Below are 13,982 nucleotides of genomic sequence, written 5' to 3'. Positions count from 1 at the left end.
CTTATCAATTGCATCCGATTGAAAACCGATCATGACAAAAAAAATCGAATTCGGTCTCGATACATTCGGCGACGTGACCACCGGCCCAGATGGAGAGCTCCTCTCCCAGCCGCAGGTGATCCGCAACGTCATCGAGGAGGCTGTCCTTGCTGACAGGATAGGGATCGACTTCTTCGGAGTTGGCGAACACCACCGCAGGGACTTTGCCGTTTCCGCTCCGGAAGTGGTGCTGGCCGCCATCGCGGCACGAACTGAAAGCATCCGGCTCGGGTCTGCCGTCACCGTTCTGAGTTCCGATGACCCAATACGGGTGTTCCAGCGGTTTTCCACGATCGATGCGATTTCAAACGGACGCGCCGAAGTCATCCTAGGCCGCGGCTCTTTCATCGAGTCGTTTCCGCTGTTTGGCTACAACCTCTCGAACTACAAGGAGCTGTTCGAACAGAAGCTGGACCTGTTCTCGGAGATCGCTTCGAAAGACATTGTCAATTACCAGGGCAACTGGCGCGCTCCGCTCGAAGATCAGCGTATCTATCCGCCGATTGCTGAAGGTCGTCTCAAGACCTGGATCGGTGTCGGCGGCAGCCCGGAATCAGTCATCCGTGCCGTGCGCTATGACATGAACCTGATGCTTGCCATCATCGGGGGGGATTCCGCCCGTTTCGCGCCCTATGTCGAACTCTACAAAAAGGCATCCGAGCAGGCCGGGCACACGGCAGGCGATATCGGCGTGCACTCGCCGGGATATGTCGCCGAAACCGATGAACAGGCGCGCCGTGACCTCTTCCCGTATTTCAAGAAGATCCGAGATCGCCTGGGCAAGGAGCGTGGTTGGCCGCCGGTCACCGAAAAGGATTTCGAAAACGAGATCGAGCATGGATCGCTCTATGCCGGCTCGCCCGAAACGGTTGCCGCCAAGATCACAAAAACGGCCAAAACGCTCGGCATTTCGCGGTTCCAGATGAAGTATTCGGCCGGCACGATGGAGCATGAGAAGCTCATGCAGAGCATCGAACTTTACGGATCACGTGTCGTCCCTCTTGTTCGCGATCTACTCACTCCACTGAGCTAGGTCACAGCCAAATTTCCTGTCTTATTCCATTGCAATTCAGTGGGTTAGCTCAGAGGTATTGATAGGAAGTGTTGAATTCACAAAGATATCTTTGATCAAGAGTTCGAGTCCTTTCAAGGCGCTGGTAAACAAAGCAAGTGTTCGCATTTACAGCGGCATTGAATAGGGATATGATTTATCCTTAATTCGTTGCCGAGCACTCGCATGATCCTTAAGAGCCAAGTCGAATGGGCGTTACATTGTTGCGCCATTCTCTCGGGCCTTCCCGAAGGCCGATATCTTTCAACCAAAGCGCTTGCTGAACTGCATGGGCTCCCGAAGGAATACTTGTCAAAAGCGCTGCAGAGCTTGTCACAAGCTGGCCTTGTTCACACCACGCTTGGCCCATCCGGCGGATACCGCCTTGCCAAGGCCGCGAATGAGCTGACCTTCCTTGATGTGGTTGAAGCTGTCGAGGGTAGCGGTCGAACCTTTGTTTGCCAAAACATCCGGGCCAATAATCCTTGCCGTCCGAAAGGCCATTGCGAGAGCGGACCCTGCGCGATTGCCCGCATCATGTGGGAAGCCGACGAAGCGTGGCGTTCCGCCCTTCGAAAGGTGACGTTCGCGGATCTTGGCACGATCCTGCAACAGGAAATCACCCCGGAAATCTGGTCCGGGACCTTTGAGTGGGTTCTGAAGCGCGCCGGCTAAGCTCGACCCGATGCCTTATTCAGCGGCGAATTCTCTACGATCCCAAGATAACTTTGTGCGGGCATCGCCAGTGACAGGCCGTGAGTTGCACAGCGCTGATGGACCGTATCGATAACCTCGTTGCGCGCCGGCGTCCGGGCTGCCGGGGCCGTGACCCGAAACTGGAGCTCCACATCGATTGCGATCGCGTCGATGCCCTTGAGTGCGACAACCGGAGCCGGTGACTGGACGATGCACTGACACGTCTGCAACGCAGACTTCAGGATTGCCTCGACCTCGGCTGGTCGACTGTCGGAGGTGACACGGATCGGCAGGATAACAAGGTGGCTCTCGTCTGGTTTTGTAAGGTTGGTCAGGCCGACTTTAGCGAGCGTGCTGTTGGGAAGCACGACGAGATTGTTTGCTGGTGTCAGAACCTGCGTCGATCGCCAATTGTTCTGAACGACATGTCCTTCGGTGCCATCGGCCAGCTGAATCCAGTCTCCGATCGAAAAAGGCCTGCCGAGCGTCAGTGCGATCCCCGAAAACAGATCACCGAGCGTATTCTGCAACGCCAGGCCCAAAATAATCGCTACGACACCGGATGTGGCAACCAGAGTGCCGATCGGGGCACCGAATACAAAACCGACAATCGACAGCGTAACGCCGAGATAGACCGCGGTAACGATGAGATCCTGGAGCAGCCGCGCTTCCTGCGGGCGGCGATCAAGGACGATGTAAAGGCGGATGAAGCCAATTGTCGCCCAGGCAAGATGAATCCACCACAGGACGCGGGCCGCAGTGCCCATATAGAGCGCGAACCCATCGGTCTCTCCGGTGATTACGCGGTGTGGCGGTATGCCGCTCACAACGAACGCTGTCGTCATGCAGGCGAAGAACAGGATCTGGACGATCAGGCGGGCCGTCGGCCTATGCTGTCCCTGGAAATGCCATACAAGAATTCCGAGCACGCCGAGGAGATCGACGGCTAGAAAGGCCGGCATCAGCGAATTATAAGCCATTGCGGGTCCCTTGCCTTGAAAAGAGGAAGGACCGGGGCTGCTCTAGCACCCGGTCCCTGACTGGTTTCACCTCTTTATCGGATAGGTCAGTTCCGTCTGGGTGGTATCAACCACGAAGACGGCAAGAAGTTTAGCGGGCTTCGTGTCGCTCCCGTTCTTGCTGACGCCGTGCCGGTCGCCTGGATATTCCGAAAAGCTCTCGCCGGCCTTGTATTCTTCTACAGGCCCATCATTGACCTGGCTAAGGACGGAGCCTTCCAGCACGATCGCATAGATGAAAGCCGAATCCGGATGGGTATGGGCATCGGAGAAGCCACCCGGACCATATTCGACGAGTACGCCCTTCATGCTCTTACCGGGCACGTTCGGCAGTTCGTGTTGATAGACGAGTGTCACCTTTGAGGCGGAGCCGCCTGAGGTGTCGTGAGCACCGGCAGTACTGGTTATGAGAAAGAATGCGGCGAAGGCCGCAAGGCGGGGTCTGATCATGGTATTGTTCCTATTCAAATGAGCGGAGCTTTGGGCGGGCTACTTTCGCGGCGCCGTTGCAAACCATTGATCGAAGCCAATTTTGCCAAGCCGGGGATTGTTGTCCGTGACCAGCGATCCGTCCTCGAGACGTGCGCCGAAATATTTCGCTTCTGGATCGGCAACGACCTCGCGGCTGTCTCCGGTCAATGCCAGATAACGTGCGACGAACTCGTTGAGGTGGAAGCGATCCGGACCAGCGATTTCGACAATTCCGGCGGCCGGCGTAGCAAGCGCAACATCCGCCATCGCGTCGGCGACGTCATCGGAGGCGATCGGCTGAACAAAGGCTGGTGAAAGGTGCACCTTGTCCCCGACCATACTCGATTGAGCGATACCGCCAACGAATTCCATGAACTGCGTGGAATGGACGATCGTGTACGGAATGCCGCCTTCCCTGATCAGCTTTTCCTGGACGAGCTTTGCCCGAAAATACCCGCTCTCCTGCAGGCGCTCCGTCCCAACGACGGAAAGTGCGACATGGTGTTTGACGCCTGCTGCCTTTTCCGCTTCCAGCAGATTCCTGCCGGAGGTTTCGAAAAACTCCATGACCGCCTTGTCCTCGAAGGATGGCGAGTTCGCAAGGTCGAGTACGACCTCGGTGCCTTGAAGTGCTTTTGCAAGGCCTTCGCCGGTGATGATGTTGACGCCGGTGTTCGGAGAGGCGGCAATCACCTCATGGCCTCTGGCGCGAAGCCGCTCGGTCGTCTTCGAACCGATGAGGCCGGTTCCGCCGATGATGACGATTTTCATGTCTGTTTCCCTTGAGGTGATGAGTGCCGAATGGCACTTGGAAATGGCTGCTGTTGTGGAACAAGGCCTCAGTTGAGGCCGGCTTTCTCCAGGCCGTAGAGCTTGTCCGCCGAACCGGGCACGGCCTTGAAGGCGATACTGACACGGTTCCAGGCGTTGATGGTCATGATCGAGAAGGTCAAATCGGAAACTTCCTTCTCCGACAGCTGACCGCGAACGCGCTCGTAAAGCTCGTCCGGAATGCCGCCTTCAGCCAGTCTGGTGACCGCTTCGGTCCAGGCGAGGGCAGCGCGCTCGCGCGGAGCGAACAGGTTCGATTCCCGCCAGATGGCGACATGGTAAAGGCGAAGCTCGCTCTCGCCGTGAATCTTGGCTTCCTTGACATGCATATCGAGGCAGAAGCCGCAACCGTTGAGCTGGGAGGCCCGGATATTCACAAGATCGCGGATTGACTGCTCGATGACGCTGTCCTTCAGCGACAGGCTGAGGTCCGACAACTTCTTGAAAAACTCTGGGGACTGGGCTGCGTAATTCAGGCGCTGTGTCATGTCTCTCTCCATCTATTAAGGACTTTCAATATCCTTATGGATAATAAATATCCGTAATAGATGGACATGCAACCAAAACCGCTCTAACCTGCCCGCATAAGCTTTATGCGAGGAAGTATGAGGGGGATGACGGATGGATGTGGTTGCTGCCTTGCGAACCTTCCTGAGGGTTGCTGAGACTGGGTCGTTTTCAAGCGCAGCGCTGGACCTTGGTTTGACGCAGCCTGCGGTGTCCCGGCAAATTTCATCGCTGGAGGCGCATTACAGCACCCGGTTGCTGCATCGGAGCACCAATGGCTTGTCACTGACAGTGGAAGGCGAGCAGATGATCCTTATGGCCCGCAAGGTTATTGACGCCATGGAGGCGCTGGGTGATGCAACGGCGACCGAAAACGTGACGACCTCCGGCCGGGTAAGGATCAGCCTGCCGGCTCCACTCGGATTGCATGTCAGCGAGCGTCTGCCTGGCCTTTTGAAACTCCATCCGCGCCTGACGGTCGAAACCGTGTTTCGCGAGGACCCGTCGGATCTTGTCGGCGAGGGGATAGACATTGAAGTTCGTCTCGGTGACGTTTCCGACAGCAGCCTGATCTGTCGCCGGCTTGGCTGGACCACGGCCTTTCTTGTTGCATCGCCCGGCTATGTCGAAGAGCGAGGCCAACCTCGTGGTCTAAGCGAGATCGCAGAGCACGACTGCATTTGCTACAGCCGCGGCGGTGAAACGCGTGCATGGATATTTGCCGACGGTGCCGATCAGGTGCGGGCAGCGATTAGCCCGCGCATGGTGTTCAACAATGCGACTGCTGTATATAGAGCGACCATCGCAGGAGGAGGGCTGGCCATCCTCTCTCATATCCTCGTTGCCGAAGACATCGCATCAGGGAGGCTCATCAACGTTCTGCCTTGTCTGCCGCCGGCACGGCTGCCGATCACCGCAGTCTATGCTTCGCGTCGAAATCTTCCCATGCGCGTCCGCATAGTTCTCGATTTTCTTGCCGACGTAGTCAGGGAAGAAGCATTAATGACTGGCGCGGCCTTATAACGGACAGCCATATCTGGCTTAGACCAGTCACCGAGCACCCAAATTGCTGAGTCGTCGGTTCATAGTGGTTCAAGAGCAACCTACTCAGATGGGCATGTCATCCAGTTCATCATGAGAGACCGTACCATGCACCGCGGCCTGCACCGTGCAGGACGAGGTGCCCTTGATCCACGAGTGCCTTGAGATGATCCTTGATGGTGTGACGGCTGGCATGGGTGACCCGGGCAGCCTCCGCGACCGTGATCCGCCCGTGCTCGCGCGCCAACTCAAGCAATGCGACGGATAATTCCGGCATGTCGGCGAGGATAATACGCTCGCGCTCCATCTTCTTCTCAAGCTGGGTTTTCTGACGATGCAGGGCTCTTAAAAAGAACTTGATCCATGGATTCCAGTCGGGATCGGCGGTGCGGATCGTTCCCTGCGTGCGGCGAAGCGAGATGTAATAGCTCTCCTTGCTTTGCTCGATGATGCTTTCCAGCGAGCTGTAGGGGACGTAAGCGTATCCGGCCCGCAGGAGCAGCAAGGTGGTCAGAATACGTGATAGGCGGCCATTGCCATCTTGGAACGGATGAATTTCTAGAAAAACCACAACAAAGATTGCGATGACCAAAAGTGGATGTAGCCGTTTTTCACGCCCTTGCTCATCCAGCCAGGCGATCAGTTCTTCCATACGACGTGGCGTATCGAACGGCGAAGCCGTTTCGAAAACGATACCGAGGCTTTCACCCTGTTCGTTAAACGCTTCCACATTGTTGGAGAGGGTTTTGTAGGCGCCGCGATGCCTCTCATCCTTAATCGAATGCGCAAGAAGGTCACGGTGGAGTTGACGGATATGATTTTCGGTAAACGAAATAGCTTCGTAAGCACTGAAAATGGTCTCCATCACCTCCGCGTAGCCGGCGACCTCTTGCTCGTCGCGTGTTGTGAATGACCCCAGGCGAATATTCGCCAACAGCTTTTCGACCTCTCGGTCGGTGAGGCGCGCCCCTTCGATACGTGTGGAGGAACCAACGCTTTCGATCGTGGCGACACGCCTCAGGCTGGACAATCGCTCAGGCGCGATCCGGCCTATCGCACGCCAGGCGCCTTTAAATTCGTCGAGTTCGGCAATCAGCGAAAGGATTTCGTGCGTGATCCGGACAGTTGCCGTGTTGAGAAATGCCATTCTCTCATCCATTCTCATCCAATTCTCGAAGCAAAGTTATGCACCATTTACTCATCCATTTCCATCCAATTCCCGAGACGTAGATGTCAAATTTGCCGCTTGCTTGCGAGCGACCTCAAGCCGATTCAAACTTTTTCAGCGAGACGAGAGACAATCGCGAGGACAGCTCTCAAAAATTCGAGCCGGTCAGCCAACTTGGTTGGTAATGCACTAGCGATCGGGCTCTTGGACTGGGATCTCGAAGTCTTTGACGTCTATAACGGACCGGATGAGAGCGACGCGAAACAACAGCGCAGTCGTAGGTCGACTCCGCTCAAGGCGTCAGAGTTGAAGCCAAAGAGCTCACCGCGGAGAACAGCTTTTCCACCACCTAAGCTCAGCAATTCCACTGAGTCCCTGGTTTACGATAGACCCCCAGCGATCCTGACCAGATCGGCGACTGTGGTCGCCTTCATCTTCCGCATCAAGTGACCCCTGTGCAGTTTCACGGTTGGCTCTGCGAGCTGTAGTTCAGCCGCGATTTGTTTGTTTAGCTTGCCCGCGATGACTAGGGTTAGAATCTGGCGTTCACGTTCGGTAAGCGACGTATACCTCAAATGGGCAGCAGTCTTCGAGGTTTTTTCCTCTCGGCGAGCTGCATCATTTGCAATGGCCCGGTTTACGGCTTCGAGCAAATCCTGTTCACGAACAGGTTTGGTCAGTACATCGATGGCACCAGCCTTCATTGCTCGCACGGCCATGGGTACATCGACGTGAGCGCTAATTAAGACGACGGATCTGGGATGGTCGCTTTGCGCCAACGTTTCCTGAAACTCAAGTCCGCTCTGGCCGGGAAGGCGGATGTCGAGGACGATGCATCCAGCCTTTTCGGGATCGTCTGCGTTGATAAACTCCTTCACGGAGGCATGTGTCTCGGCGCTGAGTCCTACAGACTCAAACAGTCCCTTCAGAGCTTCGCGGACACTGTGATCGTCGTCGATGACGATAACCGTGGGGCGCCTGTTCTTCTTATCATCAATCAACGGCTGTCTCCTCGAAGCTGGACAGCGTGAAGGTAAATGACGCGCCCCTGGGGTGGTTGTTAGTAGCCCAGATGCGGCCACCATGCGCTTCGACGATAGATCGGCAGATAGAAAGGCCCATTCCAATCCCGTCCGATTTTGTGGTGTAGAACGCCTCGAATATCCGGTCGAGCTGGTCAGGGGATATTCCGTGTCCTGTGTCGGAAACACTGACTTCGATGTCGCCGCCGGTTCTTTTCACACACCTGACAGTGATGACCGCACTATCATGAGAATGCATGGCTTCAGCACTATTCATGATCAGGTTGAGGAGAACTTGCTGTAGCTGCGTACAATCACCCAGCACATGAACGGGACCGGTCGTTATGTCCGTGACCACTTGCAAACCCCTAGACTGTAACTCCTCTTGCAAGAGAAACAGCACCTCGCGCAATGCTGTATTGAAGTCAGTTTTTTTCATGCGCAGAGGAGTTCTCTGCGCCATAGCGCGTATGCTAGCGACAATCTCTCCCGCCCGGTGTCCGTCCTGCACAACCCGTTCCGCCGCGCGACGTGCCTGTTCGAGATCCGTATGCCCGTCCTGCAGCCAACGTAAACATGTGCCTGCGTTAGTCACGATCGCCATAAGGGGTTGATTAATCTCGTGTGCGATAGAGACAGCCAGTTCGCCGATCGTGGTCAGGCGAGTAACGTGTGCCAGGTCCGCCTGGCTCTGACGAAGTGATTCCTCTGCCCGTCTGCGGTCTTCGATATCGACGACAACACCATACCAACGCACGACGTTTCCTTCCGAATCGAGAAGTGGATTTTGTCGTAGATTGAACCACCTGTATTCCCCGTCGGAACGTCTGATGCGAGCATCTACTGGATCAGGCCGTTTAGTGGCTACGATTTCCTCCCAACTTGTGCGCATGCGCTCGACATCGTCAGGATGAAAGACCCTGTAGAAACCATAACCCTGGAGGTCCTCGATTGTCAGGCCAACAAAATCTATAAAGATCTTGTTCCAGTACTCAAGTTGTCCGTCCGGCGTGCATGACCACGCCATAGCTGGTATCGTATTTATGACGAGGTTGAGCTTTTGCTCGCTCTCCCTGAGTGCTGTCTCGCTGTAACGAAGCGCGTCTTCTGCGTACTGCAGATTTTCAATGTCGATATTTACTCCGAACCAACGCACAGTACCGGTGGCATCAGTCAGTTTCCTGCCAGAGAAATAGAACCATCGGTAAGTGCCGTCCGCGCCACGAATGCGCCCTTTCAGCTGAGTGTGGTCCGAGTTCTCAAGATCTCTCTTCCAGATCTCGACCATCTCGGCGATGTCATCGGGGTGGTAGAGGTCCAAGAAGCCCCACTCTAGGATTCGCTCAGGCGGTAGCCCAGCATAATCCAGCCAACTTTTATTGACGAAGTCCGCGCTGCCGTCTGGTCGCGCCGACCAGACGAGAACTGGAAGCGAGTCGATGATGAGCCGGAGATTCTGCTCGCTCGCTGCAAGCGCGGCCTCGGTTTCCTTGAGCGCATCCTCAGCTTGCTTACGGTCTTCGATATCAAGCACCACGCCGTACCATCTGACGACGTTTCCTTCTGGATCATGCCGCGGCTTTTGCCGAAGACTACACCACCGGAACACGCCGTCTGCACGCTTGATCCGCCCCTCGACTTCCTTGGCAGTCTTGGCAGTCATAATGTTGCGCCACTCAGTGGCGAGATGCTCGAGATCATCAGGATGGAAGAGACGGTAGAAATTCTCGCCGGCAATGTCAGCAAGCGACAGGCCGACGTATTCGAGGAAATGCTGATTGGCAAAATCCAGCATTCCATCCGATGTTGTCGACCAAGCCATTGCCGGGATCATGTCAATGATCGCGTCAGTGTGTGTTGGGTGTTCCAAGTCGATCCCCTGGCTCCTTGTAACGCTGGTGCGGGGCTGAAAATACGCTGTTCCGCGATATTAGGTTAGCTGAGATTTATAGACCAAGGTCTATTTTTGCAGTCCCTTCGTCTAGGCAGTGGGGACCAATGTCTCAATTGAGAGTTGGCCACATCAGCCCTACAAATGGCCATCAAGCGAGTGGGGACGCCGACATTTAGTGCGATATCACCCTAATCGAAGGCAATGCTATACCCGCAAAAAATCAGTGCCGTTGAGCGTAAGCGGGCAGTTCAGTCAAATGGTGTCACCCGGGAGCTCGCGAAATGACCCTAGATACTTCTCGTCATCCAGCCGTATCCGTTTCAGTAGTGCTCGTGCACGGCGCGTTCGTTGATGCCTCCGGTTGGCGGCAGGTGTATGACACCTTGTCGGAGGAAGGCTATGAGGTTCTCGTTGTTCAGAACTCTGCCGTAACCTTCGATCAGGATGTAGAGCGCACCAAAAGCGTTATCGCCGAGGCGAAACATCCAGTCGTGCTCGTCGGGCATTCGTATGGTGGCGCCGTGATTACAGAAGCCGGGAGCGAAGAGCAGGTCCTCGGTCTCGTTTATCTGGCCGCCTTCGTCCCCGACGTTGGGGAATCCGTCTTCGACCTTGCTTCGCAAGAGGTTCCTGGCGCGGAGAAAGCCCCACTCCTTGCGCCGAACGACGGCTTCATCAAAATCGATCCGCAGAAGTTTGCAGCCGCATTCTCGGCCGACATAGATCTCGCCGAAGCGCAATTCATGGCTGCCGCCCAGAGGCCTTGGGGCCTTGAAGCCGTCCAGGGCAAGATCACCTCTGCGGCATGGAAAGCCAAACCATCCTTTTACCTGCTCGCGAGGGAAGATCGAATGATACCAGCACAAGCGCAGGCCGCGATGGCCGCGCGCGCAGGAGCCACGGTCGTAGAGGTCAGCAGCAGCCATGCAGTAATGCTGTCCCAGCCTAAAGAAGTCGTAGCGCTCATTAGAACAGCAGCTAAGCCGAACCAGCAAAACTGATGCTGAGCGTCAGCTGCTGTCCAACATCAATCACCGACTGGGGGAATACCATGCGCAACTTTCTTATGCCGAAACGCTCACAGACATCGCAAACACTGACTGAACCCGAGGAGAATGGCATGCCTCAGCTGTCACGCCGCGCTTTCGCGAGCGCTCTGCCTCTTGGTCTCGTTGGAGGAACTCTTTTCGGCGGAAGCCTGCTCGGCGACTTGACCGCCCAGGCTGCTACATCCAAAGCTACCGGGACACCGGTCGTAACAACACCGTTTGCACAGATACATATCGGCCGTTTCACGGTAACTGCCCTGACGGATGGATATGCCGATATGCCCTACAACTACTTCCCGGGACGCTCGGCCCCCGAAGTGGAAAAGGCCGCAAACGCCCAGTTTACGGGCAGATCCGGCGGGGTTCGTTTTCTGTTTAATCAATACCTCGTTGAAGACGGTAAGCAACGCATCCTGATCGATGCCGGCGATGCAGGTTCTATCGGGGAAACCGGACATCTCCCGCAGGCGCTGGCCACGCTCGGTCTGAAGCCGAGCGATATCGATGCGGTTATCGTGACGCATATGCACCAGGACCATATGGGCGGTCTGGTTCTCGGCGGTAAGAACAATTATCCGAATGCCGAGGTCTATGTAGACCGTCGCGACGTCAAGCACTGGACTGACCGGGCCAAGAGCAATGGCGCGCCTGATTTCCTGCAGCCTAGCTTCAAGATGGCGGAAGAGGTGGTGCGTCTTTATCCGAAGCTACAAGCCATCGACGGAGAGCGTGAAATCGTTCCTGGCGTCTCGATTATCGACCTAACCGGCCATACGCCTGGCCATATCGGGGTCCGAATCGAGGACGGCGGCAAGAGCCTGATCATGGTATCCGACATGATTTTCCCGGTCGTCCATCCTGCTGCAACGGACGTCTTCTTCCTGTTCGAACAGGATCAGGCTGCTGCGAAAGCGATGCGCGATCGCTTCTTCCCACAAGCTGCCTCGGAAGGCGCCCTGATTGCTGCGACACACATGCCGTTCCCAGGTCTTGGTCGTGTGGTCTCAGATCGTGGTCAGATGCGCTGGGAAGTCGCCGACTGGGCTTTGCAAGACTGATGCTGTAGCCGGGGATTTAGGTAGCTGAGATAGATCAAGGCCCGCATTGTTCGCTGATGCGGGCCTACTCAAGTATGGAGACGAGGTATGCCGTACCACTTTCTGGAAGTCGCCGTCACGCCAAGCGTCCGAGCCGCGCAGGCGGATATGGGGGTGGACCAGATATGGCTGGGCGAGAACGATCGGCCATCGGATACTTTGACGGAGAACGAGATCGCTTTCATCGCCACGCGCGACAGCTTCTATATCGCATCTGTGTCAGAGACGGGTTGGCCATATGTTCAACATCGCGGAGGGAAAACCGGTTTCCTCAAGGTCGTTGATCCCCAAACAATGGCATTTGCCGACTATCGCGGAAACCGCCAATACATCAGCGCAGGGAATTTCGCAGCCAACGACCGCGCCTGTCTGTTTCTCATGGACTATGTCCGACGGACCCGGCTCAAAGTCTATGCCCACGTCGAGCGGCTGACGCTCGACGCCGATCCATCGCTAACGGACCTCGTATCCGATCCGACGTATAGGGGCCGTGCAGAGCGGATATTCAAGCTTCGGCTCGAAGCATACGACTGGAACTGCCCCCAGCACATCATCCCCCGCTACACCGAACAGCAAGTTGAGCAAGCAGTCGCACCACTACGTCAGAAGCTGCAACAGCTCGAAGCTGAAAATGCAGCGTTGCGGGCAAGATTAGAAGGTAAATCCGAATGACCAACGCTCAAAGACCGCCTCTACCGCCCTTTACATCGCAGACTGCTGCCGACAAGGTGCGGCTTGCCGAAGATGGCTGGAATAGCAGGGACCCGGGCAAGGTTGCGTTGGCGTACACGGCTGATAGTCAGTGGCGTAACCGCGCCGAGTTCGTTAGTGGCCGGGAGGCTATCATCGCTTTCCTTGCAGGAAAGTGGCGCCGGGAGCTCGACTACCGTCTGATCAAGGAGCTGTGGACGTTCGGCGGCGACAGGATTGCCGTCAGGTTTGCATATGAGTGGCATGACGACAGCGGCAATTGGTTCCGATCTTTCGGCAACGAGAACTGGGAGTTCAATGATAGTGGCCTGATGCGCAAGCGATACGCCTGCATCAACGACCTGCCAATCCGCGTGGAAGACCGTCGCTTTCACTGGCCCCTCGGTCGTCGGCCCGATGATCACCCGGGGCTCAGCGAGCTTGGTTTCTGATCGACCTCATTTCCATTTCCATCAGTCGAAGACAGCCACATGGTCATTTTGAATTCGCACTTTTCACAACGTTCGTCTCCGACAGAAGAAGAGGCTATCGAGGTCAAAGCCTTCGTCGATCTGTACAATGTCTCACCGGCAACGCTCAAATCCGAAGAGCATTTTGAATGCCTGCCCATCAACGGTGGATGCGCAATATCGCTGCCAAGCGCGCCAGCCATGGGTCTGAACCGTGTACTCGGGCTAAACTCCGTGAATGATCTTGAGGAAGCCTATGGGTGGATGAATGGGAAGAGCGGAAACCGGTTTCTTCAGGTAAATATGGACCGCGCTCCAGCCCGAACTAAAGACTGGATCCTCGCCAAGGGTCTGCTTGAATATGGTGTCGGCTGGGCGAAGCTTGTCTACGACAGCTCATCAGCGAACCTTTCGGAGCCCAACTCGATCCGAACGCGACACGTTCATATTGAGGAAGCCGTGCTCTTTGGATCGATGGTGTGCAAAGGCTTCAACTTTCCATCGACCCTGACGAGGTTGTGGTCAGCAATCGTCGGAAAGGTAGGCTGGTCGTGTTTTTTCGCCTTGGATGGTGACAATCCAGTCGGCACTGCCACCATGTACCAGTCCGGAACCTACGCATGGCTAGGCGGCGGCACCACACTTCCGGAGTTTCGAAATCGCGGCATTCAAAAGGCGCTCATCAAAAGTCGTATCGAACATGGGCTCTGCAACGGCGTGTCGACATTTGCCGTTGAGACATTGGCACCTGCAGAGGGAGAACCCAATATTTCCTTTGATAACCTTAGGAAAGTAGGCTTCCGGCACGCATATCACCGCAAGAATTTTAAGTTGTAAGATAGCGATCTGCCCCCGGCGGGTGAGCACTGGTGGAAGGACGTACGGTGCCTCCTCGCTGCGTTACTCCTCAAATTTCTGTACGATCTGAAGAAGGGAC

At 55.8% G+C, this 13,982-nt stretch carries 15 protein-coding genes; 8 read left to right on the top strand and 7 right to left on the bottom strand.

Going from position 1 to position 13,982, the window contains the following annotated elements; translation table 11 throughout:
• Window positions 1-31: 31 nt before the first annotated feature.
• Window positions 32-1,072, top strand: coding sequence for an LLM class flavin-dependent oxidoreductase (locus tag HRR99_RS22655; protein WP_111838576.1), 1,041 nt, complete (start codon window positions 32-34; stop codon window positions 1,070-1,072).
• Between the two features lie 204 nt (window positions 1,073-1,276).
• Window positions 1,277-1,765: an RrF2 family transcriptional regulator gene (locus tag HRR99_RS22650; protein ID WP_077122503.1), complete on the top strand. Its 489-nt coding sequence runs from the start codon at window positions 1,277-1,279 to the stop codon at window positions 1,763-1,765.
• Here HRR99_RS22650 and HRR99_RS22645 read toward each other — a convergent pair.
• The 4 genes from HRR99_RS22645 to HRR99_RS22630 all read right to left on the bottom strand — a co-directional run bounded on the left by HRR99_RS22645 (window position 1,762) and on the right by HRR99_RS22630 (window position 4,595).
• Window positions 1,762-2,766: a mechanosensitive ion channel family protein gene (locus tag HRR99_RS22645; protein ID WP_077122502.1), complete on the bottom strand. Its 1,005-nt coding sequence runs from the start codon at window positions 2,764-2,766 to the stop codon at window positions 1,762-1,764. The two genes, HRR99_RS22650 and HRR99_RS22645, sit on opposite strands and share 4 nt — an antisense overlap.
• Window positions 2,767-2,832: 66 nt before the next feature.
• Entirely contained in the window at window positions 2,833-3,255 is a 423-nt protein-coding gene (locus HRR99_RS22640; protein WP_111838575.1) for a cupin domain-containing protein, read from the bottom strand.
• A gap of 39 nt (window positions 3,256-3,294) precedes the next feature.
• Entirely contained in the window at window positions 3,295-4,047 is a 753-nt protein-coding gene (locus tag HRR99_RS22635) for an SDR family oxidoreductase (RefSeq protein ID WP_111838574.1), read from the bottom strand.
• Window positions 4,048-4,115: 68 nt separating this feature from the next.
• Window positions 4,116-4,595 carry a carboxymuconolactone decarboxylase family protein gene (locus HRR99_RS22630; protein ID WP_077122499.1) on the bottom strand — a complete coding sequence of 160 codons (480 nt, stop codon included), beginning with the start codon at window positions 4,593-4,595 and terminating at the stop codon, window positions 4,116-4,118.
• Between the two features lie 133 nt (window positions 4,596-4,728).
• On the opposite strand from HRR99_RS22630, the gene HRR99_RS22625 reads away from it, so the two are divergent.
• Window positions 4,729-5,637: a LysR family transcriptional regulator gene (locus tag HRR99_RS22625; RefSeq protein WP_111838572.1), complete on the top strand. Its 909-nt coding sequence runs from the start codon at window positions 4,729-4,731 to the stop codon at window positions 5,635-5,637.
• 109 nt (window positions 5,638-5,746) lie between these two features.
• On the opposite strand, the gene HRR99_RS22620 is transcribed toward HRR99_RS22625, so the two are convergent.
• From HRR99_RS22620 to HRR99_RS22610, 3 genes are all read right to left on the bottom strand, one after another.
• Window positions 5,747-6,802: a Fic family protein gene (locus tag HRR99_RS22620; protein ID WP_284778078.1), complete on the bottom strand. Its 1,056-nt coding sequence runs from the start codon at window positions 6,800-6,802 to the stop codon at window positions 5,747-5,749.
• A gap of 401 nt (window positions 6,803-7,203) precedes the next feature.
• Entirely contained in the window at window positions 7,204-7,824 is a 621-nt protein-coding gene (locus HRR99_RS22615; RefSeq protein WP_013637147.1) for a response regulator transcription factor, read from the bottom strand.
• Window positions 7,817-9,715, bottom strand: a complete 1,899-nt coding sequence (locus HRR99_RS22610; protein ID WP_082249760.1) for a PAS domain-containing sensor histidine kinase — start codon at window positions 9,713-9,715, stop codon at window positions 7,817-7,819. Before HRR99_RS22610 ends, HRR99_RS22615 begins: the two co-directional genes overlap by 8 nt.
• A gap of 305 nt (window positions 9,716-10,020) precedes the next feature.
• Between HRR99_RS22610 and HRR99_RS22605 the strand changes: the two genes are divergently transcribed.
• The 5 genes from HRR99_RS22605 (at window position 10,021) to HRR99_RS22585 (ending at window position 13,882) form a co-directional block, all read left to right on the top strand.
• The gene (locus HRR99_RS22605) at window positions 10,021-10,740 is read left to right on the top strand and encodes an alpha/beta hydrolase (RefSeq protein WP_013637149.1); all 720 of its coding nucleotides are present in this window, start codon (window positions 10,021-10,023) and stop codon (window positions 10,738-10,740) included.
• Window positions 10,741-10,859: 119 nt separating this feature from the next.
• Window positions 10,860-11,846, top strand: coding sequence for an MBL fold metallo-hydrolase (locus tag HRR99_RS22600; protein ID WP_233125112.1), 987 nt, complete (start codon window positions 10,860-10,862; stop codon window positions 11,844-11,846).
• 87 nt (window positions 11,847-11,933) lie between these two features.
• The gene (locus HRR99_RS22595) at window positions 11,934-12,557 is read left to right on the top strand and encodes a pyridoxamine 5'-phosphate oxidase family protein (protein WP_013637151.1); all 624 of its coding nucleotides are present in this window, start codon (window positions 11,934-11,936) and stop codon (window positions 12,555-12,557) included.
• Window positions 12,554-13,027 (top strand): nuclear transport factor 2 family protein, encoded by a 474-nt coding sequence (locus tag HRR99_RS22590; RefSeq protein ID WP_013637152.1) that lies wholly within the window; start codon window positions 12,554-12,556, stop codon window positions 13,025-13,027. The genes HRR99_RS22595 and HRR99_RS22590 overlap by 4 nt, the downstream gene beginning before the upstream one ends.
• Before the next feature lie 39 nt (window positions 13,028-13,066).
• A complete protein-coding gene (locus tag HRR99_RS22585) occupies window positions 13,067-13,882 on the top strand; it encodes a GNAT family N-acetyltransferase (protein ID WP_111838569.1) in 816 nt (271 codons plus the stop codon).
• Window positions 13,883-13,982 lie beyond the last annotated feature (100 nt).

The sequence above is a fragment of the Agrobacterium vaccinii genome (assembly GCF_021310995.1).
Classification (GTDB): domain Bacteria; phylum Pseudomonadota; class Alphaproteobacteria; order Rhizobiales; family Rhizobiaceae; genus Agrobacterium; species Agrobacterium vaccinii.
This window is presented reverse-complemented; position numbering and strand designations above follow the sequence as displayed.